Origin of the sequence: Streptomyces sp. MST-110588 (assembly GCF_022695595.1) — a bacterium.
Taxonomy (GTDB): domain Bacteria; phylum Actinomycetota; class Actinomycetes; order Streptomycetales; family Streptomycetaceae; genus Streptomyces.
In genome coordinates, this window is record NZ_CP074380.1 from 6,801,516 (window position 1) to 6,825,338 (window position 23,823).

18 protein-coding genes are annotated in these 23,823 nt (G+C 72.5%); 8 read left to right on the plus strand and 10 right to left on the minus strand.

From position 1 onward, the window contains the following. The first annotated feature begins 360 nt into the window (after positions 1–360). The 5 genes from KGS77_RS29795 (at position 361) to KGS77_RS29815 (ending at position 5,130) form a co-directional block, all read left to right on the plus strand. On the plus strand, positions 361–1,218 hold the full coding sequence (locus KGS77_RS29795; RefSeq protein WP_242586221.1) for a GNAT family N-acetyltransferase: 858 nt from the start codon (positions 361–363) through the stop codon (positions 1,216–1,218). Next, on the plus strand, positions 1,215–2,729 hold the full coding sequence (locus KGS77_RS29800) for an extracellular solute-binding protein (protein ID WP_242586222.1): 1,515 nt from the start codon (positions 1,215–1,217) through the stop codon (positions 2,727–2,729). The genes KGS77_RS29795 and KGS77_RS29800 overlap by 4 nt, the downstream gene beginning before the upstream one ends. Beyond that, a complete protein-coding gene (locus tag KGS77_RS29805; protein WP_242586223.1) occupies positions 2,719–3,642 on the plus strand; it encodes a sugar ABC transporter permease in 924 nt (307 codons plus the stop codon). The genes KGS77_RS29800 and KGS77_RS29805 overlap by 11 nt, the downstream gene beginning before the upstream one ends. Continuing rightward, a complete protein-coding gene (locus KGS77_RS29810) occupies positions 3,639–4,556 on the plus strand; it encodes a carbohydrate ABC transporter permease (protein WP_242586224.1) in 918 nt (305 codons plus the stop codon). Before KGS77_RS29805 ends, KGS77_RS29810 begins: the two co-directional genes overlap by 4 nt. Before the next feature lie 148 nt (positions 4,557–4,704). After that, the gene (locus KGS77_RS29815) at positions 4,705–5,130 is read left to right on the plus strand and encodes a GntR family transcriptional regulator (RefSeq protein ID WP_242586225.1); all 426 of its coding nucleotides are present in this window, start codon (positions 4,705–4,707) and stop codon (positions 5,128–5,130) included. Between the two features lie 55 nt (positions 5,131–5,185). On the opposite strand, the gene KGS77_RS29820 is transcribed toward KGS77_RS29815, so the two are convergent. Together KGS77_RS29820 and KGS77_RS29825 are read right to left on the minus strand one after the other, a co-directional pair. Beyond that, positions 5,186–6,112, minus strand: coding sequence for an aminoglycoside phosphotransferase family protein (locus KGS77_RS29820; RefSeq protein WP_242586226.1), 927 nt, complete (start codon positions 6,110–6,112; stop codon positions 5,186–5,188). 108 nt (positions 6,113–6,220) lie between these two features. Further along, positions 6,221–7,333 (minus strand): DUF5925 domain-containing protein, encoded by a 1,113-nt coding sequence (locus tag KGS77_RS29825; protein ID WP_242586227.1) that lies wholly within the window; start codon positions 7,331–7,333, stop codon positions 6,221–6,223. A gap of 362 nt (positions 7,334–7,695) precedes the next feature. Between KGS77_RS29825 and KGS77_RS29830 the strand changes: the two genes are divergently transcribed. Continuing rightward, a complete protein-coding gene (locus KGS77_RS29830) occupies positions 7,696–8,898 on the plus strand; it encodes a xylan 1,4-beta-xylosidase (RefSeq protein ID WP_242586228.1) in 1,203 nt (400 codons plus the stop codon). Between the two features lie 48 nt (positions 8,899–8,946). Here the strand turns inward: KGS77_RS29830 and KGS77_RS29835 are convergent, their stop codons facing one another. From KGS77_RS29835 to KGS77_RS29860, 6 genes are all read right to left on the minus strand, one after another. Next, positions 8,947–12,873, minus strand: coding sequence for a lipopolysaccharide biosynthesis protein (locus KGS77_RS29835; protein WP_347404596.1), 3,927 nt, complete (start codon positions 12,871–12,873; stop codon positions 8,947–8,949). A 330-nt stretch (positions 12,874–13,203) separates the two neighbouring features. Then, positions 13,204–14,004 (minus strand): polysaccharide deacetylase family protein, encoded by an 801-nt coding sequence (locus KGS77_RS29840; RefSeq protein WP_242586230.1) that lies wholly within the window; start codon positions 14,002–14,004, stop codon positions 13,204–13,206. Further along, positions 14,001–15,113 carry a glycosyltransferase family 2 protein gene (locus KGS77_RS29845; protein WP_242586231.1) on the minus strand — a complete coding sequence of 371 codons (1,113 nt, stop codon included), beginning with the start codon at positions 15,111–15,113 and terminating at the stop codon, positions 14,001–14,003. The genes KGS77_RS29840 and KGS77_RS29845 overlap by 4 nt, the downstream gene beginning before the upstream one ends. Then, complete coding sequence (locus tag KGS77_RS29850; protein WP_242586232.1) at positions 15,110–15,925, minus strand: glycosyltransferase family 2 protein; 816 nt, start codon at positions 15,923–15,925, stop codon at positions 15,110–15,112. Before KGS77_RS29850 ends, KGS77_RS29845 begins: the two co-directional genes overlap by 4 nt. Before the next feature lie 376 nt (positions 15,926–16,301). Then, positions 16,302–17,405 carry a GNAT family N-acetyltransferase gene (locus KGS77_RS29855; protein ID WP_242586233.1) on the minus strand — a complete coding sequence of 368 codons (1,104 nt, stop codon included), beginning with the start codon at positions 17,403–17,405 and terminating at the stop codon, positions 16,302–16,304. Position 17,406: 1 nt separating this feature from the next. Further along, positions 17,407–17,940, minus strand: a complete 534-nt coding sequence (locus tag KGS77_RS29860; RefSeq protein WP_242586234.1) for a hypothetical protein — start codon at positions 17,938–17,940, stop codon at positions 17,407–17,409. Positions 17,941–18,367: 427 nt separating this feature from the next. On the opposite strand from KGS77_RS29860, the gene KGS77_RS29865 reads away from it, so the two are divergent. Next, the gene (locus KGS77_RS29865; protein WP_242586235.1) at positions 18,368–19,174 is read left to right on the plus strand and encodes an SGNH/GDSL hydrolase family protein; all 807 of its coding nucleotides are present in this window, start codon (positions 18,368–18,370) and stop codon (positions 19,172–19,174) included. Here the strand turns inward: KGS77_RS29865 and KGS77_RS29870 are convergent. Beyond that, on the minus strand, positions 19,144–21,021 hold the full coding sequence (locus KGS77_RS29870) for a serine/threonine-protein kinase (RefSeq protein ID WP_277994284.1): 1,878 nt from the start codon (positions 21,019–21,021) through the stop codon (positions 19,144–19,146). The genes KGS77_RS29865 and KGS77_RS29870 overlap by 31 nt on opposite strands. A gap of 449 nt (positions 21,022–21,470) precedes the next feature. Here KGS77_RS29870 and KGS77_RS29875 point away from each other — a divergent pair, with 449 nt between their 5' ends. Continuing rightward, complete coding sequence (locus KGS77_RS29875; protein ID WP_242586236.1) at positions 21,471–21,734, plus strand: hypothetical protein; 264 nt, start codon at positions 21,471–21,473, stop codon at positions 21,732–21,734. Positions 21,735–22,196: 462 nt separating this feature from the next. Here KGS77_RS29875 and KGS77_RS29880 read toward each other — a convergent pair whose 3' ends face one another. Further along, the gene (locus KGS77_RS29880; RefSeq protein WP_242587776.1) at positions 22,197–23,579 is read right to left on the minus strand and encodes a type ISP restriction/modification enzyme; all 1,383 of its coding nucleotides are present in this window, start codon (positions 23,577–23,579) and stop codon (positions 22,197–22,199) included. Between the last annotated feature and the right edge of the window lie 244 nt (positions 23,580–23,823).

A 23,823-nucleotide genomic window follows, 5' to 3' on the forward strand; every position in this document is an offset into this window, starting at 1 on the left:
TTTCGCCGGGTTCCGGCCACGGACCGCCGCGGTGGGCACGGGGGAGTGGCCGACCGGCGCCGCGGCTGTGACCGGCCGTCTTCCGGTCCCTCCGCCGGAGCGGCGCGGGTTCGCTGCGCGGTGTGGAAACCCGTACACCGCGCCGCCTCCTGCTACACCTGGTTCCCGGGCGCGGAAAACGGCGGAAAACGGCCGGAAACCATGAGAGACGGGCGGGAGCGGCGGAGGTTGAGCATGTACGAACAGGTCGCCGCGATGACCGGGCCGGTCGACGTGCGACCGTTTTGTACCGGTGACGGCCGGTCCTTGGTGGCGGCATGGTGCCGCAGCGCTCCACAAGACCCCGTCACACCCGAGCGCTTGCGCACCCATGTACTGCTCGACGCCAACTTCGACCCCGAGGGGCTGCGGGTGGCCGTGTGCGACGGCGGGATCGTCGGCGCCGCGTACGGCGTACGCAGGCGGGTCGCGATGACCGGCGACGACCTGGAACCCCGCCGGGGCTGGATCCCGTTCTTCTTCGTGGACCCCGCCGTCCGCCGCCGCGGTCTGGGCCGCCGCCTGCTGACCGAGGTCCTCCACTGGCTGCGCGGCCAGGGCCGCACCCAGGTGGATTTCGCCTGCTACACCCCGCACTACTTCCTGCCGGGACTGGACCGGGCCGCCTACCCGCACGCCGCGCGGCTGCTCGCGGAGCTGGGATTCCGTACGCTCCACGAAGCCGCCGCGATGGACCGCGGCCTGGTCGGCTACCGGGTTCCCGAAGCGGTACGGCGGCGGGCCGCGGACCTGACCGCCCGTGGCTACGCGTTCCGGACGCCGACCGACGACGAACTGGCCGAACTGCTGCGCCTGGCCGAGGACGCGTTCACCGCCGACTGGGCGGCGGCGATCCGCAGGCACCTGGCCGCCGGCGGTTCGCCCGAGCGCGTTCTGACCGCCCGTTCGCCCGCGGGCCCGCTCGCCGGCTGGGCCGTGCACGGTGCGTACGAGGGGACGGCCGAACGGTTCGGGCCTTTCGGAGTACGGCCGGAAGACCGAGGTACCGGGGTGGGACGTGTGCTGCTGCATCTGACGCTGGAGCGCATGCGGGCGCTGGGGGCGCACGGGGCCTGGTTCTTGTGGACGGGCGAGCACAGTCCGGCGGGGCATCTGTACCGGTCGGCCGGGTTCCGTACGACCCGCACCTTTCATGTGCTGCGGCGGGAGGGCCCATGAGGCGCCGCCGGTTGTTACCGGTGCTCGCCGGCGCGGTGTACGGGGCGTACGGGGCCGGCTCCACCGCCGGGTGCGCGGCCCCGTACCGCAGCGGCAGCGGCCGGCCCGGCGACCCGATCGTGCTGACCCTGCTGTCCCACTACGCGAGCGAACCACTCAGATCAGCGATGCAACGTGCGGTCGACGCCTGGAACACACAACACGAACGAGTGAAAGTGGTGGCGATGGCGGTCCGGTTCCAGGACCTGCTGACCACGATCATGGTGCGTCAGGCGGCGGGCCGGGGCGCCGACATCATCCACCCGTACTGCCTGTGGGTCGGCCAGTTGGTACGGGCCGGGGTGCTGCGGCCCGCGCCGCCCGCGACCGCGGCGCGCATCCGGCACGGCTTCACCCGGCCGGTCGTGGCCTCCGCCTCGGTCGGCGGCCAGGTGATCGGCTATCCGACGGAGGTGCAGGCGTACGCGCTCTACTGCAACCGCCGGCTGCTGCGGGCGGCCGGACGGCACGAGCCGCCCCGCACCTGGGAGGAGATGGAAGAGGCGGCGTACGGTGCGGCCCGGCGCGACCGGCACGGCAACACCCTCCTCCAGGGCCTCGCCCTCTCCCGGACCGACGACTCCACCGTCGTCAACCAGACGCTGGCCCTGCTCGCCTCGCACGGCGGCTCGTTCCTCAGCCAGGACGCGCGCCGCACCACCATCGACTCGCCGGCCGGCCGTGCCGTCCTGGACCTGGAGCACCGGCTGATCACCGGCGGCGCGAGCGATCCGGGAACCGATGTGATGAAAGCGTTCCCCGCGGGCCGGGTGGCCATGGCGATCAGCGCCAACTGGTGGACCGGCAGCCTGCGGACCACCATGGGCCGCGCCTACCGCGATGTGCAGGTGGTGCCCTTGCCGGGGCCCGCGCCCGGCAACCGGGGGACGCTGACCACCGGCTTCCTCATGGGGGTCAACGCCAAAAGCCGCCATCCGCGCGCGGCGTGGGAGTTCCTGCGCTGGCTGAACGAGGAGCCGACGGCCGCCGCCCGGCCGGGAGCCGCGTCCGCCGTCACGCGCATGAGCGCCCTTCAGATGTCCGTGGGCACCATGACCGGGCGTACGGCCGACATGAGGGCCTTGGCGGCGGCCGGCGGCGAGGCGAACCTCGCTCCGTTCCTCGACGCGCTGGAGTACGCCACGCCAGAGCCGAACGGCCCGCACGCGCAGCGGGCCAAGGCGTTGCTGCGCAAGAACATCGAGGAGATGTGGACCGGGCGGCGGTCCGTCGTAAGCGCCCTGCGCAGTGCGACACGGCAGATCGACCAGGAACTCTCCCGGGAGGGAACGGCGGTGACGGCTCGGACACCCGGAACGGCGGTGACGGCTCGGACACCCGGAACGGTGGTGACGGCTCGGACACCCGGAACGGCTGGGACGCGCCCGGAGCGGCCGGGGCGACCGGGGCGACCGGGATCCGCCGAACGGCTCATCACCCCCCTCACCTCACGGAGAGCAGGTGCTCGCTGAATTGCGTCACACGGCATCCGGGTGTCGCACACGTAGGCGCCGGCTCATCACCGCCTATCTGTTCCTGACGCCCGTCCTGCTCTTCTTCGCCGTCTTCCTCGTCCTGCCGCTGCTGTTCGCGGTACTGCTGTCCCAGTCCCACTGGGACGGTTTCGACCTCACGGACATCACCTTCGTCGGCGCGGAGAATTTCGCCGGTCTCTTCTCCCGCGGTTCCACCTTCCTGACGCCGGTTCTCACCAACACCCTGCTGTACGCGCTGGGCACCGTCGCCCTCGCGCTGACCGGTTCGCTCCTGGTGGCCCACTGCATCGACAGGCTGCGCCACCAGGGCGTATGGCGCACGCTGTACTTCCTGCCCGTCGTCACCACCGTCGTGGCGGTCGGCAACGTATGGAAATACATGTACGAGCCGGGTGGCCTCGTCAACGGCCTTCTCAACCGGCTGGGCCTCGGCTCCGTCGCCTTTCTCCAGGATCCCCGTACGGCTCTGCCGTCGGTGGTGGTCGTACAGGCGTGGGCCTCCGTCGGGGCCGCGGTTCTCGTACTGACCGCGGGACTGAAATCCATTCCCCGGTCCTATTACGAAGCGGCGGAACTGGACGGCGCCGGGCAGTTCACCGTATTCCTGCGGATCACCCTGCCGCTGCTCCGGCCGTCCCTGCTGTTCGTGTGCGTCACGCAATTCATCACCGGCCTCCAGTCGTTCGCGCTGATCGTCGTGATGACGGGGGACGGCGGGCCCGGGGACGCGACCAATGTCGCCGCGCTGGAGATGTACCAGCAGGCGTTCACGTACGGGGACTGGGGGCTCGCCGGAGCGGCGGCCTTCGTGCTGTTCGCGGTGATCCTGGTGCTCACGCTCGTCCAGTTGTGGATCTTCCGCGAGAGAAGGAGAGGGGAGGCCGTGTGAGCCGGGCGAGCCGGCACGGGCCACGGCGCGGGAGGCAGCGCGGGGGAGGGCGCGCACGGTTCCCGTGGCTGTCGTACCTGGTGGTGGTCCTCGGGGCCGTACTGACGCTGGTGCCCTTCCTCGACATGCTGCTGACCTCGTTCAAAGGCCCCGGCGAGTACGGCAGGCTGCCGTACCGCTTCCTGCCCCAGGCGTTCGACCTGTCCAACTACCGTGCCGCCGTCACCCGGCTCGATCTGCCGCTGCTGTTCCGCAACAGCGTGGTCGCCACCACGGTGATCACGGTCTCCGTACTGCTGACGTCCTCGATGGCCGGCTACGCCCTGGCCAAACTGCGCTTCCCCGGACGCGACCTGATCTTCCGGCTGGTGCTCGCCACGATGATGTTCCCGCCGTTCGTGTTCTTCATCCCGCACTTCCTGATCCTGGTGCACTGGCCCGCGGCGGGCGGGAACGACCTCCTCGGCCGTGGCGGCGCGGGCCTGACCGTCAGCCTCGTGGCTTTGGTCATGCCGTTCCTGGTCTCCGGCTTCGGGATCTTCCTGATGCGCCAGTTCATCGCCGGCGTCCCCGACGAGATGCTGGAGGCGGCCCGGATCGACGGTGCCGGGGAGTTCACGCTGTGGTGGCGGATCGTGGTACCGCAGACCAGGCCGGCGGCGGTGACGCTCGCGCTGCTGACCTTCGTCGGCGCCTGGAACGAGTACCTCTGGTCCCTGCTGGTCTCCACCGCCGACCCGCGTCTGATGACGCTGCCCGTCGGCATCCAGCTCCTGCAGAGCCACCTGGACCCGGACCGGACGGTGCCCGTCATGATGGCCGGTCTGGTGCTCAGCAGCCTGCCAGTACTGACGCTCTTCCTGCTGCTCCAGAAGCACTACATCCGGGGTGTCGTGCTCAGCGGCCTCAAATGAGGGGCGGCACGGCCCCCGGACGCTACCGGTGCTTACGGGTACGGGCCCGGCCCCCTGGCGCACAATGGGTGCGACAAAGTCCTGTACCCCCGTACGTTCCCTGTCCGTCCCGTTCATCCCGTTCCTCCCAGCACCAGGAGCGCCCCTCGTGGCCACGCGCACGTCCTCGTCCTCCGATTCCCCCGCCGCCCTGCGGATCACCGTCGACCCGCAGGCCGCCGACGCGCCGTTCGAGCAGGTCCGCGCCCAGATCGCCGAGCAGGCACGGGCCGGTGGGCTGCCCGTCGGCCACAAGCTGCCCACCGTACGGGGCCTGGCCGAGCAGCTCGGCCTGGCCGCCAACACCGTCGCCAAGGCCTACCGCGCCCTGGAGACGGACGGGGTGATCGAGACTCAGGGCCGCCGCGGCACCTTCATCGCGGCGGCCGGTGAGGCCGCGGAGAAGGAGGCGGCCGTCGCCGCGCAGAGCTACGCCCGGCGCGCGCACCGCCTCGGCCTGGACCGTGCCGCCGCCCTCGCCGCGGTCCAGGACGCGCTGCGGGCCACGTACGCGGAGCACACCGACGGGCGGTGAGCGGCCGGCGAGCCCTCGCCCGCCGCTCCGCCCGCCGGGCCCCGTCACAAGCGCTTCAGCTCCGGTGGCGCAGCAGTGCCGTGGCCGTGGCGACCTGGGAGGGTTCCAGGGCGTTCTTGCCGTCCTCGATGTCCCACAGCGCGTTCTGCAGGACCCGGCCGAGGGTCCAGCCGGCCGCCCGCCGCCGGTCCGCGCCGATGGCCTCGGTCAGCAGGTCGAAGCGGCGCAGCACCGCGCGCTGGACGTCGCCCGTCGCCACCACCGCGTCCCACCGGCCGTCCAGCGCCGGCCACAGGTCGAAACCGGGGTCACCGGCCAGCGGTTCGGGGTCGATGGCGAGCCAGGGTTCCCGCTCGCCGGCCAGGACGTTGTCGTGGTGCAGGTCCCAGTGGAGCAGCCGGTCGCCGGGCTCGTCGAGCAGCTCGGCGACGGCGGACGCGCAGGTGTGCACCAGCCGTTGTTCGGCGGGGTCGCGCAGCGCCGGTACGGCCCGTGGGACCTCTTCGAGCATGGCGGCGGCGATGTCGGACAGCCGCCGCAGACCCTCGGGAGCGGGCACCGCGGTCAGGCGGGCCAGCAGGCCGGCCAGGATGCGCGTGGCCTCCCGGTCGTCGGTCAGCGAGGCCAGGGTCCGGGAGGCGTCCAGGCGTTCCAGCAACTGGGTGCCGCTCTCCTCGTCGTACCGGAGCAGGCGCACCACGCCCTCGCCCTGCCACGCCTTCAGGCCGGTGGTGGCATCGGCGGTCTCCTCCCGGGGCTGCTGGAGCTTGAGGACGGCGGGGGTGCCGTCGGCCCGGCGTACGGGCAGGACGAGCGAGGCCATGCCGTGGGCGGCCGGTCCGTCGGGCCGCAGCTCCCAGCGCTCCAGGAAGTCACCGCCCAGGCGGGGCAGAGCGGCGAGCCAGGCACGTGCTTCGGCACCCTGCGTGCCGTAGGACGTGACGAAGGTGTCGGGGACGTCTATGGAGGCCGACGTGGTCATCGGAAAGAGGCTCCCTCATGGGACATAGGGCGTAAGACATGGGGCATGGGGTGTAGGACATGGGGCATGGGGCGGACACCGGTGGTGCGGCGCCGGGCTGCGAGGACGTCAGAGGTACAGACCCGCGTCGGCGGTGGAGTCCTGGGGCGGGATGGAGGCCGGGCGGGTGCCGCGGCGCAGGGCGTACAGCTCGGCGAGAGTGGCGCCCTCGCGGCCCACGCCCTTGTCCGTACCGAGCCAGCTCACCGCCTCCGTACGGCTGAGCGGACCGATCTCGATCCGGGCCAGACATCGGCCCGGGCGCACCACCGCCGGGTGCATGCGTTCCAGGTCCTCGTTGGTCGTCACGCCGACCAGGACGTTGCGGCCCTGCCCCAGGAGGCCGTCGGTCAGGTTCAGCAGCCGGGACAGCGCCTGGCCCGCGGTGTGCCGGGCCTCGCCGCGGATCAGCTCGTCGCAGTCCTCCAGGAGCAGCAGCCGCCAGCGGCCCTTGCCCGCGCCGTCGTCCTCGCCGATGGCGATGTCCATCAGATAGCCGACGTCGTTGAAGAGCCGTTCGGGGTCCAGTACGCAGTCCACCTGGCACCAGTCCCGCCACGAGCGGGCGAGGGTGCGCAGCGCGGAGGTCTTGCCGGTGCCGGGCGGGCCGTGCAGCAACAGCAGCCGTCCCGAGATCTCCTGCGGGGAGACCTTCATCAGCCCGTCCAGGGCGTCGGCCACCGGCCCGGTGTAGTTGGGGCGGATCTCCTCCCAGGTGCCGGCCGAGATCTGCCGGGTCGTACGGTGCGGACCGCGCCGGGGCGAGAAGTACCAAAAGCCCATGGGTACGTTCTCCGGCTGCGGCTCCGGCTCGTCCTCCGCGCCGTCGGCCGACTGGGCCAGCACCTTCTCCGCGAGTTCGTCGCTGACGGCGGTGACGGTCACGTCCGCGCCGCGGTTCCAGCGGGAGACCAGCACGGTGAAGCCTTCGCCCTCGGCCAGGGTCGCGCTGCGGTCCTCGTCCCGGGCGGAGCGCAGGACCTTCGCGCCGGGCGGCAGCAGCGTCAGGCCGGTCTTGACCCGGTCCACGGAGCGGCTGCGGGCGTACGGCTGCTGGCCGTTGGCGAACCGCCCCAGGAACAGGGCGTCCACGACGTCGGACGGCGAATCACTGTCGTCCATGGTCAAACGGATGGGAAGGGACTCCTCGGCGGCGGACGGCTGGACATGGTCGGCACACATGTCACCATGATCGGTCAAGGGGGCCCGTCGCGTACACGGATTTTCGCGGTGTTTTAGCCGGACCAGAACGGAACCGTTACCGGGGAAACCCGGCGCGCCGGTCGGCAAGCTGGCTAGTCTTGCCGGGTGTGGGACGTCATGGTGGGGAACGTCATGGTGGGACGCGGGCGGGGACCACGGGGCGGGAGCGGTGGAGGATCACCGCAATTGCCTTCGCGGCCGTGGTGGCGTTGGCGATGGTGCTGGCGATGTGCGGATTTCCCCCGGATGCCGGTGACGGCCATGGTTCCGGAGGCGGCGGAAAGGATTCCGCGGGGGCGTACGGGGCTCCTCCCGGGCCGCCCGCCGACCGGAAATCCGAGGTGGGATGGGGGTTCACCCACACCGAGTTCAGCGCGGACCGCGGCACGGCCACGGCCACGGCGGACGCCGACCGGCTGCTGTCCTCCGACCCGATGCCGCAGAACCAGCACATCATGGGATGGGGTGCGCAGAACCCCGAACCGAGCCCCGGGCACTACGACTTCAAGGACCTGGACAGCCGCGTCGACCTGATCCGCAGGACCGGCGGGACGCCGGTGCTGACGCTGTGCTGCGCGCCGGACTGGATGAAGGGCGGCGAGGCGGGGCAGACCCGGTGGGGCGATCTGGAGAAGGCGCCGCACCCGGATCATTATCAGGATTTCGCCGACCTCGCCGGGAAGATCGCCCGGCGCTACCCGGACGTTCATCACTTCATCGTATGGAATGAATTCAAGGGATTCTTCGACGACGCCAAAGGGCGCTGGGACTACGAGGGATACACCCGGCTCTACAATCTCGTTTACCAAGAACTGAAGAAGGTCAACAAGGACATAAAAGTCGGCGGTCCTTATGTGGTGATGGACAGTTACGCACCCGGTGACGACACCCACGCCTCCGGCCTCAAAGGACCATGGGGAAGCATCGACCAGCGCACCCTGGACGCCGTCGACTACTGGAACCAGCACAAGGCGGGCGCGGATTTCGTCGTCGTGGACGGCTCCAGTTACGACAAGGACGACCGGTACGTCCCCGACGAGTTCACCGCCACCCAGAAGTTCGCCGACGTCGGGCGGTGGCTGCGCGAGAAGACCAAGCTGCCGCTGTGGTGGGCCGAGTGGTACGTCGAGGTCCCCGACAAGAACGACAACCGCGCCGGGTGGGCGGAGAACCACCGGACCGCCGTGCAGGCGAGCGGGCTGATCGAGATGGCCCGCGGCGGCGCCACCAGCGGCTTCTACTGGAATCCGCAGAATGAGAGCGCCGACTGCCCCGGCTGCCTGTGGCGCAGCACGCAACTGGACGACGGCGGGGGCGAACTGCCCATGATGAAGCTGCTGTCCGGCTTCTCCCGCGCCTTCCCGCCCGGTACGCGGTTCCGTGACGTGCCCGTCGCCGCCGGGGACCGGCCGGACATCCGGGTGCTGGGCGACGACCGTACGGTCCTGGTCGTCAACACCCTGGACCGGGCCCTGACGGTGACCGTGGACGGGCAGCGGGTGGACCTGGCGCCGTACGGCATCCGCTGGCTCAAGAGGTCCTGAGCGGGCCCGCCGGCCGCGGTCTTCAGCGGCCCGCCGCACGAGCGGGCTTCAGGCCAGGGTCGCGAAGCGCTGTACCAGCGAGATCAGGAAGACGGTCAGCAGCGGCAGCCCGAACCAGAACGAGGCCCGCAGCCACCGCAGTTGCCGCACGCTCGGCGCCACCGCGACCCGCAGCACCTCCCGGGCCGCCAGCAGCAGCATCAGCGCCAGCGCCGCCAGCGCCCCGGTCACCGACCACGGCGTCCAGGTCACCCGCGGGCCGGCCGGCCCCGGATCCGGCCGGGGCACCGCGCCCGGCGGCTGCTGCTTGAGTTCGTACAGCGCCGCGTGTTCGTTGGACAGCACCCGGCGCAGATCGGGCCGCCGGTCCAGGTTCGCCCGCAGCCGCTTCTCCCAGGTGGGGGAGTAGGCGGAGTCCAGCCGCAGGTACTCCGACTGGCCGCGGCTGACGATCAGGTACGAGTGGGGCCCGGCCTTGCGCAGGGCCGCGACGAGTGGACCGGTGCGGGCCGGGTCGCGCGGGGCGAGCGTGGGCTCGTACCGTACGCGTTCCATGTCCCTGGCCCCCCACGGCATGGCCGGGGTGACGTTGTTGACCGGGTCGTCGCTCATCCACAGCAGGCGTACCGTCGGGCGGTCGTGGGCGTAGACGTAGTCCATGGCCGTGACCTCGCCCGGCCGGGTCCGTTCGAACGGCTCGTTGCCCCAGCGCGCCACCAGGAAGCCCAGGATCAGCACCAGCCCGGTCGCCAGGGCGGCGAGCGGACCCCAGCCGCGGCGGGTGCCGGCGGCGCGCGGGAAGAGCGCCAGGGCGGCCAGCACACAGGCGCCGGGCAGCGCGAACATGAAGACCCGCAGCGCCATCTCGCCGCCGTAGGACTGCATACCGAAGCCCAGGAACGGCACGAACGTCAGCACCAGCAGCGAGCGCTCGGTGAAGCCCGCGGAGCGCCGGCGCAGCACGCCCCAGCAGGCCAGCGCCAGCACGCCGCCCGCCATCGCCACCCGCGTGTAGAGAACCAGTTTGTGGGTGCTGTCACCGCCGCTGATCCGGCCCGTCACCGAGGAGGAGACATTGCCGCCGAAGCCGCCGATGCCGCCGAACAGCTCGTCGAAGTGGCCCATCCAGTACGGCTCGGCGAGATAGCCGACCCACGCCGCCACCATGACGCCGAACAGCAGCGGAAGGCCGTAGAGGGTGGAGCGGCGGGCCAGCACCAGCACCGTGAGCACACCGAGCATGACGAACGGGGTGAGCTGATGGCCGGCCACCGACGCCGCGAACAGGGCGAGCAGCACCGCCAGCAGCGTCACCCGCCGGCCCCGCCCGGCCGGCTCCACCTCCCTCTCGCCCGGCACGCGTCTGGCCGCCAGCACCCGCGGCTCGCGGAACCACACCAGCAGGATCGCCACGAAGACCAGGTAGAGGAGGTAGGTGAAGCCCTGCGGGGAGAAGTAGTCCTGGCCCACCCAGCCGCACAGCGCGAACAGCCAGGCCGCGCTCCACTTCGCGCGCCAGCTCGCCCGTACGGCCTTCAGGAGCAGGAACAGCGGCGCCAGGTAGAGCAGTTGCAGGGTCAGCGGCCACCAGCGCAGCACCTCCGTCATGTCGGTGACGCCGCACGCCTGGGCCAGGAACTGAGCCCAGGCGAAGAAGCCCGGCCAGCTCCAGCGGGCGTCCAGATCCGGTACGGCGGTGCCGGTCCGGCCGATGTGGTCGAGGAAGCCCAGATGCTGCCAGGCGGTCGCGAAGCGCGGCTCGGCCTCCAGGACGGCGGGCAGCGCGTGCAGCGCCACCACCGTCAGGACCAGTACGGCCGCCAGCAGCGCGGGCCGCGGGCGGGCCTGCCACAGGGCGGCGGCGAAGGTGACCACGAGCAGGACGGCGCCCACGAGGGTCGCCGCGGGCAGCACCGAGATCAGGCCGAGCCCGCCCATGCGGTTCAGGTCGGTGTCGCCCATGCCGTGCAGGGGCAGCCAGAACAGGGCCAGCGCGGCGGCCAGCAGCGCCCACAGGGGGAGGGTGGGGTGGTGGCGGAGCTGATGGCGGAGCCGGGCGGCGGCGTGGCGCAGCGAGGCCGCCGGGCCCGGGGCAGGCCCGCCGTCGGGCGCGGTGGGAGCGGCTGGGGCTGCCGGGGTGGCGGGGGCGGATGGTGTGCTCGGGGTTCCCGGCGCGGCTGGGGCGGCTGGGGGGACTGGGGCCCCGGAGGGTGCCGGAGCGGTGGAACCGGCGGAACGAGCCGTGGCGGCGGAATGTGCCGCAGCGGTGGGTGGCATCGCGGTGGCGTGGGACGACGAGGCGCTCGCGGCCGTGGCGCCCGGCAGCCGTTGCGCTTTCGCCCCGCGCTCGGCCCAGGAGGGGCCGGTCCGCCCGTCCTCCCGCAGGCCCGCCTCCGGCCGCCTGCCCGGAGCGGTGACCCCCGCGTACGGGCTGGTGCGGTCCGGAGCCGGCGGCCGGACGTCCGGCCGGCGCTCCATGTGGTCGAAGTCCACATGGACCCCCAGCGGCATGGTGTCCACGTCCGCCAGCGCCCGCTGTGCCCAGCGGGGCCGGTGCCCGCCGGTGTCGCTCGTGCCGGACGTCCCGGCGGCCCCGGTTCCGGCCCCGGCCGCGGCGGTGGCGCCCGCCCCGGCCCCGGCGCCGTCGGCCCCCGCGCTCGCCTTGGCCGCGCCCGCGGTGAGCGCGTCCCCCAGGTCGCCGTGCACGGCCAGGTCCGCGAGGTCGCCGTCCGGTGCCAGGCCCTCGGCCGGGGTCCGCGTGAGCGGCGCCGAAGGGCGCCCCCGCACGATCCGGTACAGCTTGACCGACGCGATCGAGACGATCACCACCAGGCTGGAGATCTCGGCCACGCCCGCGCCGGTCAGCCCCATCCGCGGCAGCAGCACCAGCGTCAGCCCCAGCACCAGGAAGCACAACAGCCCCTGGAGGTAGGCGAGTCCGGAGGTACGGCTCTGGGCGCGCAGGACCGCGAAGTAGACCTCCATGATCACCCGCAGCGCGGCCCCCACCGCGAACCAGCGCAGCAGCGGGGTCGCCGCCTCCGCGTACCCCCGGCCGAAGACACCGAGGATGTAGGGCGCGCAGACGAACAGGAACAGACAGACCGGGATCATGATGCGGGCCATCCGGCGCAGCGCCGCGCGGGTGTTCTGCGCCAGCCGCGCCGGGTCGTGCGAGCCCTCGACCGTCAGGGACGCGCCCATGTTGATGGCGAGCAGGTTGACCGTTCCGCTGATGGTGGTGGTGATGTAGAAGTACGCGTTGTCGGCCGAGCTGACCTGCGAGGCGACGATGACCGGCACGAGGTAGACCACGGCCAGGGAGAAGAGCGAGCCGGTGTAGTCACCGGCCAGGAAGCGGCCCATCTCCTTGAGCGTGGGCGGCCGGGCCGTACGCCGGGTCGCTTTCACGTGCCGGGGTATCAGCCGCCGGAAGACCAGCCAGCCCAGCGGCACCACGGACAGCGCGATGGCCGCGACCCAGGACACGAAGACACCGGCTGTGGGCACGGCGGCGGCGATCGCCACCAGCAGCGCCAGTTTGGCCGTGGAGAAGACCAGGTTGCCCACCGGCACCCAGAAGGCGCTGCGCAGACCGGTCAGCACACCGTCCTGGAGCGTCAGCAGCGACCAGGCGATCACGGCGACGATGAAGCCGGCGCCGTGCAGCGGCCCGTGCAGGAAGCGGTAGGAGGGCCCCCACAGGCTGAGGGTGAGCAGGAAGACCGTGGCGGCGATCGCCACGACCACCGAACTGCCCGCGTACGTGGACAGCACCAGCCGGCCGGTCCGGCGCCCGGCGACGGGGATGAAGCGGGCCAGCGCGCCGGTGAGCGTGACGGCCGTGAGCCCGGCGAGCAGCTTCATCGCCGCGATCGCGGCCGATCCCTGGCCGACCGCGTCCTCGGTGTAGTACCGGGCGGCGACCAGCCAGTAACCCAGCCCGAGCAGACCGGATATACCGGTGTTGACCATCAGGGCGTAGGCGTTGCGGAACAGCGGGCTGCCGCCGCCCCGGCCCGCGAACCGCAGCATCCGGCCGCCCCTGCCCTTGCCCTGGTCCGGCTCCTGACCCGGCTCCTGTTCCGTGCGCTCCTCGGTCCGGGTGGTCGTGTCAGACACTGGCTCCGCTGCCTTTCCTGACTTCCTGACGCAGTGCGGGTGCTCGCCCGGCGGTCCGCTCCGGGCGGCCGGTGCGCCGGCGCCCGGGGAACCGCGGGAGTTCCCGGGACCTCCGGGACGTCTTGCGCGCGCCGGCCCGGCCGTTTCACCGGCTCCCGGCCCGCGGTGGCGGTCGCGGCCCGCTCAGCTCCTGCGGGAGCACAGCCCGACCGCCCGACGTGTCCTGCGGACCAGGGCGTAACCCTTGGTGAGCGCCCGGTTCCCGGCGAAGTGCCGCCCCACGGCGCGGCCTTCGACGATCCGCTCGAACTCCTCGATGCCGGTGCCGCGCCCCACCGTCAGCCGGGTCAGCGCGTACGGGCCCTGGCGGCGGCCCGCCAGGGCGTTGCCGACCGCCAGCGACTGCCGGAACCCGGCCCCGCGCACCGCCCGCCGCACCCGCCGGCTGGAATACCCGTACGGATAGGCGAAGGAGACCGGCGCCCGGCCGAGTTCGTCACCGATGATCTGCTTGCAGCGCATCACCTCGAACCACAGGGGCTCATCCGCGAGCTGGTCGAGCTGCGGGTGACTGTGGCTGTGGCCGCCGATCTCGATCCCGGCCGCGGCCAGCTTCCGTACCTGCCCCCAGTCCAGCATGGTGTCCAGGCTGCCACCGGTGTCGTACGGGCCGCGCAGCCAGCCGGAGGAGACGAAGACGGTGGCCGTGAAGCCGTGCCGGGACAGGGCCGGCAGGGCGTGCCGGTGCACGCCCTCGTAGCCGTCGTCGAAGGTGATCAGTACGGGCCTGGCGGGCAGCGCCGTGCCGCCGCGCCAGGCCGCCGCCAGCTCGGCCGTGGTCAGCGGGGTGAAGCCGTGGTCGTCCAGCACCGCCATCTGCTCGTCGAAGGCGTCCGGGGTGACGGACAGGGCGAGCGCGGCGGGCGCGGGGGCGTCGGCCACCGCGTGGTACATCAGGATCGGTACGGCGTGGGCGCCGGTCATGCGACCGCCTCCCGGCCGGCGAGGGTGCTGCGGCCGTCCGGACCGGTACGCCCATCGGGAGCCGTGCATCCGTCGGGGCCCGTGCCCCCGTCCGTACGTTCCCCAGGATCCGTACCGCCCTCGCGTGCGGTGCCGGCCGCCCCGGCAACCGTGAAGGTCCCGCTGCCGCGCGCCCGTACCCGGCCCATGACGTAGCCGCCCGCCGCGAGCGCCACACCCGCCACGATCGCGCCCGCCCGCGCCGCGCCGCCCGGCCGCCGCAGCACCGCGTCGCGCAGCCCGCGTGCCACTCCCGCGGGCAGCACCCGGGTCGTGTAACGCCGTTCCGTGGCCAGGCCCTCCTGTGCGCCGACGCTCCGCGCGACCAGCGCCTTGGACAGCCCTTCGGCGTACACCCGGGTACGGAAATAGGCGAACCGTTCCCGCGCGCCGGGCACCCGGTGGTGGATCACCGACCGGTCGTCGATCAGGAGCACCGCGTGAGGCACCGCGCGGGTCAGCCGGATGCACAGCTCCGTCTCCTCGCAGCCCAGGGGCCGCTTGTCACCGTCCCGGCCGATGCCGGTGGCGAACCCGCCGGTGATCTCGAACGCCTCCTTGCGGAACGAGGCGTTGCCGCCCAGCACGTTGCGTACCGGGACCCGTCCCGGCGGCAGGCCCCGGTACGTACATCCCACGACCCAGTCGAACTCCTGGGGGAACCACGCCGGTCTGCGGCCCGACGCCCAGACGGGCTCGGTGCGCCCGCCGATCGCCAGCACCTTCGGGTCGGCGTACCCCTCGGCGAAGTGCAGCAGCCAGTCCCGCTCGGCGACCGCGTCGTCGTCGAGGAAGGCGATCACCTCGCCGCCGGCGGCGCGTACGCCGGTGTTGCGCCCGGAGGACAGCCCGCGCGGGCCCGCGTTGGCCAGGACACGTACGGACGGGGCCCACGGGGGCCCGGAGAAGTGGTCCCGGAGCCGGGCGAGCAGCGCCGGGTTGTGGTCGACCACGAGGAGCGTCTCGTGGGCCGGGTGGGACTGGTCGCGCACCGAGGCCGCCGCGGCGAGGATGTCCTCCCAGCGGTCCTCGGTGTAGGCGCAGATCACCACGGAGACGCGGACACTCAAGACGCCTCTCCTGTGATCATGGTGGGGCCGGTGGGACGCCTGCGCCGGGTACCGCGCTCGCGCAGTATCACCTTCAGGACGCGTAACCCGTCCCGTACGGCGCGCAGATTGCTCACGCCGTGGATGCGGTGGTACTCGTGGCTGGGAATCTCCTGCACTTTCAGGCCGGCCTTCACGACGCGGATGTTCATCACCGTCTCGACCTCGAAGCCGGCGCAGTCCAGGGCGATCTCTTCCAGGCAGTGCCGCCAGAAGGCGTTGTAGCCGTAGCACAGGTCGGTGTAGCGGGCCCCGAACTTGGCGTTGACGATCGTCGTCAGGACGCGGTTGCCCAGCTTGCGGACGGGCGTCATGTCGTCCGTGCCGCCGCCGTTGGCGAAGCGCGAGCCCTTGGCGAAGTCCGCGCCGCCGACCAGCGCGGAGACATAGCTGACGATCTCGGCGCCGTCGGCCGAACCGTCGGCGTCGACCATGACGATGATGTCGCCCGTGCAGGCGTCGAACCCGCTGATCAGCGCGTCCCCTTTGCCTTTGCCGCGCTGCGCGACGACTTTGACGTCCGGCCGCAGCTCGCGGGCGACTTTTACGGTGTCGTCCGTCGAATTGCCGTCGACCAGGACCACTTCGTGTATCCACTCCGGCAATGTCTTGAATACATACGGAAGGTTTTCCGCCTCGTTCATGGCCGGTATGACGACGCTGACCGGCGGCGCTATCGCCAGATACGAGGAAACGGGACGGTACTGGACCGGCTGAGAAATCAGTTCCAACGGATTTCCGGCTGTTTCCGCGGGGCGAAGGAATGAGCTCATGAGTCTGTTTCCCTCTCGTCCGGCGGACCGCCCACCCCCGGGCGGTCCGGCTGTGTGTCCGGTTCGAAAGGGGGGTTCACGCCCCGCTCATGACGGCATGGGTCTCATCGCCGTGCGAACAGGGCGAGCTGGCATTCGTGGTGCTGGCCGCGCGGCTCGTGGCTCGATGATCGGTGCGCGAAGATCGAACACGGGACCCCCCTACCGCGCCCCGCCCCGGCCCCCTCACGGCGCCCGAGCCCTCCCCTGGTGCCGCTCCATGTGCTGGGCCGTTGCGGGTGGATGTATGACGGTATTGATGACTGGGACTCTATGGCAAGACCTCGAACCGCGAATCCCCTTCGGTGTAATTGGCCTGTACAGAACGGTGAACTTTTCAACGGATCGACCGGATCCGGCCCATCCGCTTGAGAAGACGATCGGCCGGGGTGAACAATTCCGGCCGGGATACCACGGTGTTGCGCAGGGCCCGCACCGGAGCACGCCGCGCACGATGACACAGCGCCACCGGATGGCGGCGCATCACCCACCCTTCGGACACCAGAAGCTCCCGTGTCTTCAGGGAGTTCTTGTATTGTTTTTCACCACGGCCCAGATCGATGTACGCCATCGAATCGGCGGCGGCTGCCTCGGCCATCCGCAGATGCAGGACCAGCCCGGGGGAGTACTTCGCGTACGTGGTGTCGTACGCCGGGAACCAGCAGGTGAGCACCCGCTCCGAACGCAGCCCGAAGTGCGCGGCGACCGGCCGGTCGCCCGCGTACAGGACGGACAGCAGGCCGGCGAAGGTGGCGGTGCGGGTGTGGAAGAGCTGCTCGGCCAGGTGCACGATCCAGGCGTGGGCGAAGCGGTCGCTGCGCCCGGTCCTGCGGTACTGCGCCGACTTCCAGCCGATGAGCGTACGCAGCATCTGCGGGTCACGCTCGTCGTGGACGTAGCGCAGCTCGCCCACGTCCCGGCGCAGTCTGCGCTCCTTGGCGCGGGTGCCGCGCACGAACCGCGGGGAGTGCTTGCGCACCTGGCCCAGGTACGCCTCGAAGCCCTGCTCGAGGTCCATGACGGGGGAGGGGTGACTGGTCAGCGGCCACTCCTCGAACGGCTTCTGATCGGCCACCAGATGATCGAATTCGAGCACCGACAGACGGCAGGCGTGCAGGAGTTCGCGGGCGTCCCATTGGAAGCCGGGGCGGTGCACCAGCCCTTGCGCATCGGAGACACCCAGGCCGATCGCCCGCCCCACGCCCATCGCCGAGCGCTGGAAGGGCAGGAACGCGGCCGGTACGCCGTCCTCCCGGATGACCGCGATCCGTACCCCACGACGGCAGCGGCCGATCGCCAGGGCGAACTCCGGTGCGAGGAAAGGGTTCGCCAGTTGCGGGGCGCCCCATATGGGGGCCTGGGACTGCACAGCGGTCCACGCGGCCCGGTCCGCGCCGCTGAGTTCACCCGGGCGATACACGCTGATCTCACTGGTATCCACGTCAGTCCGTCCGACTTGACCGGGCACGGGCACGGCGGCGCCGGACGCCACCGCGGCGCCGGACGCCCGCCAGTACGAAGACGGCGCCGCTGAGCGCCGCCACGGCCACCACCCCACCACGCGCCGACCAGATGTGCAGCGAGAGCATCACCTGCGCCACCAGCAGGTCGACGGCGACGGCGCCCGCCCCCGCGACGACGGTGCGGCTGAGCGGGTCCATGCGCCCAAGGGCGGCGCCGATGGCCGCGGCCGGTGCCAGGACCAGGAAGAAGAGCGTGAACGGGGCACGCACGGAGGAGGAGAGGTCGGCGAGCGCCAGTACGGCGCCCACACCGCCCACGCCGACCGCCGCCCCGGCGAGCAGGGGTGCCGCATCACCGCGCACCGGTCTGTCGCCGCTCGGCCCGTCGCCGCCGCGGCCCTCGCCACCGGCCCCCTCGCTGCCGGTTCCGCCGCTGGTGGCCCTCTCCTCGGCCCTGTCGTGCTCCGGCGTCTCGCTGCTTGGTCTGTTGCCGTGGATGGTCTTGGTCTGCATTGGCAGCTTTGCCCCCCATAAGCGCCTGATGCCGGGCTTCAATGTCGCGCAGGCGGCGCGCGCCCGTCAAGACGCAAAGAGGACGTGAACGGGCCATGTACGTACCGGTGTTGGCTTCCGGCTCGCCCCATCGGCGCCCTCGCGCAGCTACGCGGGCACGGGAGTGACGCCGCGACGTCACCCGCATGTCGTGCCCGTACCGAAGAAGGCCGTGCCGCCATTTGCCGCCGGGTTGTCGCAGGGGCGCCGAGGGGGCATCACCGACGTGACGTCAATCCCATGGAACAGCAGGCGAGTTCTCCGTGAATCGGAGGATATGGCAAGAAGACTTTCGGTAATGCGGAGGAAGTTTTGGCGTCAACGGTTCCCGTAACGCATGGGGCCTGCTAATACATGTGAGGCAGAAATCCTGCCTTGGGGAGGTTCCATGAAACTGTCCCGGTTCGGGGGCATCCTGTCCGCGTTCACCGCCACCATGGCGCTCGGCCTTTCCGGCGCGGGCGCCGCCACCGCCGCCACACCACAGGCCAGAGCCACCGGCTACGTAGCACTGGGCGACTCCTACTCCGCGGGGGTCGGCGCCGGCAGCTACGACAGCGCCAGCGGCTCGTGCAAGCGCAGCACGAAGGCGTACCCGGCCCTGTGGGCCGCCGCGAACTCCGTGTCCTCCTTCACGTTCAGCGCCTGTTCGGGTGCCCGTACCGGTGACGTGCTCAGCAAGCAGCTCGGCGCGCTGAACTCCTCGACGGGCCTGGTCAGCATCACCGTCGGCGGCAACGACGCCGGCTTCGCCGACACCATGAAGGTCTGCGCCACGGACACCGAGAGCGCCTGCCTGACGCGGGTCGCCCAGGCCCGTACGTACATCCAGGGCACCCTGCCCGGAAAGCTCGACCAGGTGTACAACGCCATCTCGGGCAAGGCCGCCGCCGCACGGGTGGTCGTCCTGGGCTACCCGCACATCTACAAGCTCGGCGGCACCTGTATCGGCCTGTCCGAGAAGGTCCGTACGGCGATCAACGCCGCCGCGGACGACATCAACACCGTCACCGCCAAGCGCGCCGCCGACCACGGCTTCGCCTTCGGTGACGTCAACACCACCTTCGCCGGGCACGAACTGTGCTCCGGCTCACCGTGGCTGCACAGCATCACCCTGCCCGTCGACGAGTCCTACCACCCGACCGCCGCCGGACAGTCCGGCGGCTACCTGCCGGTCCTGCGCTCCGCCGCGTAGGGAGTACCGGTGGCCAGGGCACCGGCATACGGGGTGCCCGTGGAACCTCCCGAGTAGGTTCCTCCGTCGGCAGGAGAAGAGGAGGCCCCGCCCGTCGGGGCCTCCTCGCACGTCACGGAGAAGCTCACCCGGTCGGACTCCACGCTCACGGGGCTCTTGACCCGTACGCCGATCCGGTCGGTGAGCGTCCCGCCCGCCTCGTACGTCGTCTCGGTGTGATGGACGGTGACCTTGCCGCTGCCGTGGCCCGTGAACGAGGCGGTCTTCCACGCCGGGTCGGAAGTGCGGCCGGAGTCGGTGATCCAGCGGTAGACGACCTCGGCCGGGCCGTGGTCGACCCCGATGACGGCGGAGAAGGCCGGGGCCGCGCCGGCGGCCGGCGGGCAGGCGCCCGTATAGCGGTCACGGACCGCGGTGACGTACACGGTGACGGTGGGGCGGGGCGGCGGCTTGGACGTCGTATTACCGCCGCCTCCGGTGCCGCCGCCGTTCTTTCCTGGCGTACCGCTTCCGCCGGTGCTCGGTGATCCGGAGTCTTTGCCGCCGCTTCCCGCGCCGCCGCCCGAGGTGCTGGTGCCGCCGCCCCCGGCGGAGCCGCTGTGCGCGCCCTGCCCGCCCTGCCCGCCGCCCCCGGACCCGTTGACCAGCGCCCAGGCCGTCGCCACCACCGCCAGCAGGGCCAGCACCGCGCCGGCCGCCAGCAGCGCCGGCCGGCGGCCCCGGCCGCCCGTGTCCCTGCCGCCCGCGCCGGCCTGCCCGGCGGCCCCGGTGCCGCCCTCCGGCGGGAACGCGGCACCGCCCTCGGGCGGCACGGCAGGACCGGCCGGACTGTAGGCGGGCCCCGGCGCGGCCACGGTCGGGGTGTAGCCGCCCGCCGGCGGCACCACCACCGTGGGCGGCGCCCCGCCCCCGGCCACCTCCTCCAGCATGTGCTGAGCCCGGGCCGCCTCCAGCCGCTCCCGTGGGTCCTTGCGCAGCAGACCGTCCAGTACGGGCGTGAGCGGACCGGCACGCCGAGGCGGCGGCACCCGCTCGTCGACCACCGCGCGCAACGTGCTGAGCGGAGTGTCCTGCCGGAAGGGTGAGTACCCCTCCACGGCGGCGTACAGGGTGACACCCAGCGACCACAGGTCCGATTCCGGGCCCGGAGTGCGGCCCAAGGCACGCTCGGGCGCGAGGAATTCGGGCGAACCGACCAGTTCGCCCGTCATCGTGAGCGCCGAGGACCCCGCCACCGTCGCGATCCCGAAATCCGTCAGCACCACCCGTCCGTCGTTGGCCAGCAGGACGTTGCCGGGCTTGACATCGCGGTGCAGCACCCCCGCGGTGTGCGCCACCCGCAGCGCCGCCAGCACCCGGGCGCCGATCGCGGCGGCCCGGGCGGGGGCCATCGGCCCCTCGGCTTCCAGGACATCGGCCAGGGACAGGCCGCGGATCAGTTCCATGACGATCCAGGGCCGGCCGCCCGGCGCGGCCCCGCCACCCGGCTCCCCTGCGGCGCCCGTCCCCCCGCCGGACGCGCCCTCGATCAGTACGTCGTAGACCGTGATCACGTTGGGGTGCGAGATACGGGCCGCGGCCCGGCCCTCCCGCTCCAGACGGGCGTACAGCAGCCGCTCCTCGGCCTCGGTCAGCGCGCGCGGCGCCCGTACCTCCTTGATGGCGACCTCGCGGTGCAGCAGCTCGTCGCGGGCACGCCACACCACGCCCATGCCGCCCCGGCCCAGCTCGTCGATCAGACGGTAACGGCCCGCCAGAACCCGGCCGCCTCCGGAACGTCCGCCTCCGGAACGTCCGCCTTCAGGGCTCCCGTCCCCGGGACCCCCGCTCATGGAACCCTCGCTCATGGACGAGCCCCCCTCGCGACGAGCGATGCGGCGAGCAATTGGGTGCAAACGTACCTCAGCGGAGCCTGCTTGCCGCCCCTCCAGCAGCGATCCGCGGACGCGGGAGGAGCGCGGAAGACCAGCGCGCGCCCGGTGCCGCGGGCGGAGGGCCGGGCGCGCGGTCCGGGCACGCGGTTATGGTGGAGCCGGACGGCGGCGGCTGCCGGCGTCCGGCCCGCACGTCCCCGGCCCACCCGCCTCGTGCAACTCGCCCTGTACGGAGTGTGATCCGGTCGCGGCGCGGGCATGATCCGGGCAGGGTCCGGGCGAGATGCGGACATGATCCGGAATGTGTGCGTCAACCCCCTTGCGGAGCAGGTGAATCCTGGGACCGGGCTGCACGGGAGTCGCAGGAGGGCTGTAGGGTTACTCTGCCCGGGCCGGGTGCCCTCGTACGGGTGGGGAGAGTCATGGAACAGATAACAGTGCGCAGCAGGCCACGCGTGCCTGCCATCAGTTGCCAAAGCAGCGCGTCCAGCGCGCGGCTGGACCGCCATCTCGCGGTGCTGGGCGGGCCTGCCGTCCCGCGTTGCGAGACGGAGGGCGCGACGTCGCTGATGCAGGAGCTCACTGCTCGTGATCACCTGCACACGACCAAGAGCCTCGGCGCGAGGGTGTCCCTCATAGCGCCGCTGCGGATGCTGCGCCGCTCGCTCTTCGGCGGCCGGGGCTGAGGGCCTGTCCCGGCTCGCGGGGCCGGACCGGCTGACCGACCCGGCCCGAAGAGGCTGACCCGGGCCTGAACGGGCCCGGTCCCTCGGACCTCCCACCGCCATGACGCGGCACAGCGCCGATCACCCCTGCCCACCAGGTGTCCCCGGTGCCATGCCGCTCCCTTCACCGTCGGCTGCCGCGTTACGGCCGCGCTGTGCCCGCCGCCGGGCCCCGGCCTGCCTTTCGGCTGCCCGCACCATGGATCCCTTCTCTACGGGCCCTTATCTCCGCGGGCCCTTTCTTCGCGGGCGTGCCTGATCCGCTGACCGCCCCACTGCCTGCCCCCTCCAAGGCAGCCTGCCGCCCACCGAGACCCGCGCCTGCGCACCCCGGCCCCGGGCGGCAAGGACGTCGCGCGCGCTCATCCGTACGGTTGCCGACGCGGTGCACCCTCCCGGCCCGGGTGCGGCCCGTCGGCGCGGTCACAGGAGGGCGAACTGGCCCCCGGGCCCTTCCTCGTGGTGGTCGAGGACGGACGCGGGGCGCCGGGCCGCTCCGGATGGGGGCAGTACGCCCGCCGCCCGCAGCTCCGCCGCCTCGATCCGCGGGGCCCTTGAGACCGCGCGGGCCAACGCCTCGCGGCGGGGACGGAGTTCGGCCTCCAGGGCCAGCACCGTGATCAGTTCCAGCAGCTCCGAGGTCCATTCCTGCGGCCAGGCCGCGGGACGTACCGCCTCCAGCGTGCCCGGCTCGGGGGCGTCCGGCCCCGTTCCTGATCCCGTTCCTGACCCCGTCCCTGACCCCGGCCCAGCGCCCGCCCCCGACTCAGGTCCCGGCTCCGCGCAGCGGACACCGCGCCGCCCGAACCACGCCTCCAGTACCCGTACGCCGCCCGCGCGGTGGTCCCAGGCCCCGGCGGGTACCGGCGAGATCCGGCCGCTCCCCCCGATGAGCAGCGCCTCTTCCTGCGGGTCGTAGGACACCGTGTCCGGCAGGCCCCGGGAGGGGAGCGCGGCCCGTACGTACGGGCGGCGGCCTCCGGGCATCCGAGGGCGTCCGCCGCCCGCGTCCGTGCCCGTACCGCCCAGGCCGCCCGCGCCCGCCCCCGTACCACCCGCGCCGTCCCCGCCCGTCCCGCCCGCGCCCCGCAGGCCGCGCGTGTGCAGCCACAGCAGCCGCCGGCCCAGCTCCACACCCGCCGCCCATACCTCGGGATCCGCGGTCAGCGGCACGGCACAGCCAAGCTCCCCTCCGGCCCGCGCCGCCCTCCCCGCTCCCTGCGGATGGCCGGCGCACGCGGCCGTCCAGGCCAGGACGTCCTGCGGCCCGGCCGAGCGGCCCAGGCGCCGGGCGAGCAGCGTGAGCAGGCCCGGAGCGAGGTTGGGCTCGCAGCCGCCGGGCCGCCGGTACAGGGGCCTGATGCGCCCGGGCCGGCCGGCCGGGGAGCGCCCGTCCGGCAGCAGCGCGGAGGCGATGACCGCGGGTCCGTCCCCCGGTGGGACGTACGCCTGCTCGACCAGGAAGATCTGCCGCTCGTCCGCGACCCGCCACAGCTCCGGACGGGCGCAGTCGATCAGCCGGTGGTCCGGCAGCAGCCACTGCTGGTCGTACGCGCCGTGCAGCACCCGTACGGGCTCAGGGCACGGGCCCGCGGCGTGCGCCAGCCGCCCGGTCGGGGTGCGCTGTCCGGGCAGTTGGGCGACGGCGCTCAGCGGCGTACGGGCCCGGGTGACCCGGAAGAGCCGCTCGCGCGCGGCGTCGTCACCGGCTCGCAGCAGCGCCTCCCAGCGGGCCCGCAGCGTACGGGCGTCCGGGGCCATGACCCACGCCCGGCCGAGCCGCAGCGGGGCGACGGACCAGGGCATCAGATCGTCCAGCCGTGGTGCCCCCGAGAGCGCGGTGCCGCCGTCCGCGGTCTGTGTCGCCGTCACGCGGTCGTCCTCCCTGGACGTTCGGTTCGCTGCGGGCATGGTAGCCGCGCCCGCCGGGACCGGCCCGGGCCCGCCCGGCACCCGGGCCGCCGCGGGCCTGTCCCCGGCCCGCGGCGTCCGGGAGGCGGTCTTCCGCCCGTTGATCACCCTCGGTACGGTCCTCGCCGTGCCCCGCGTC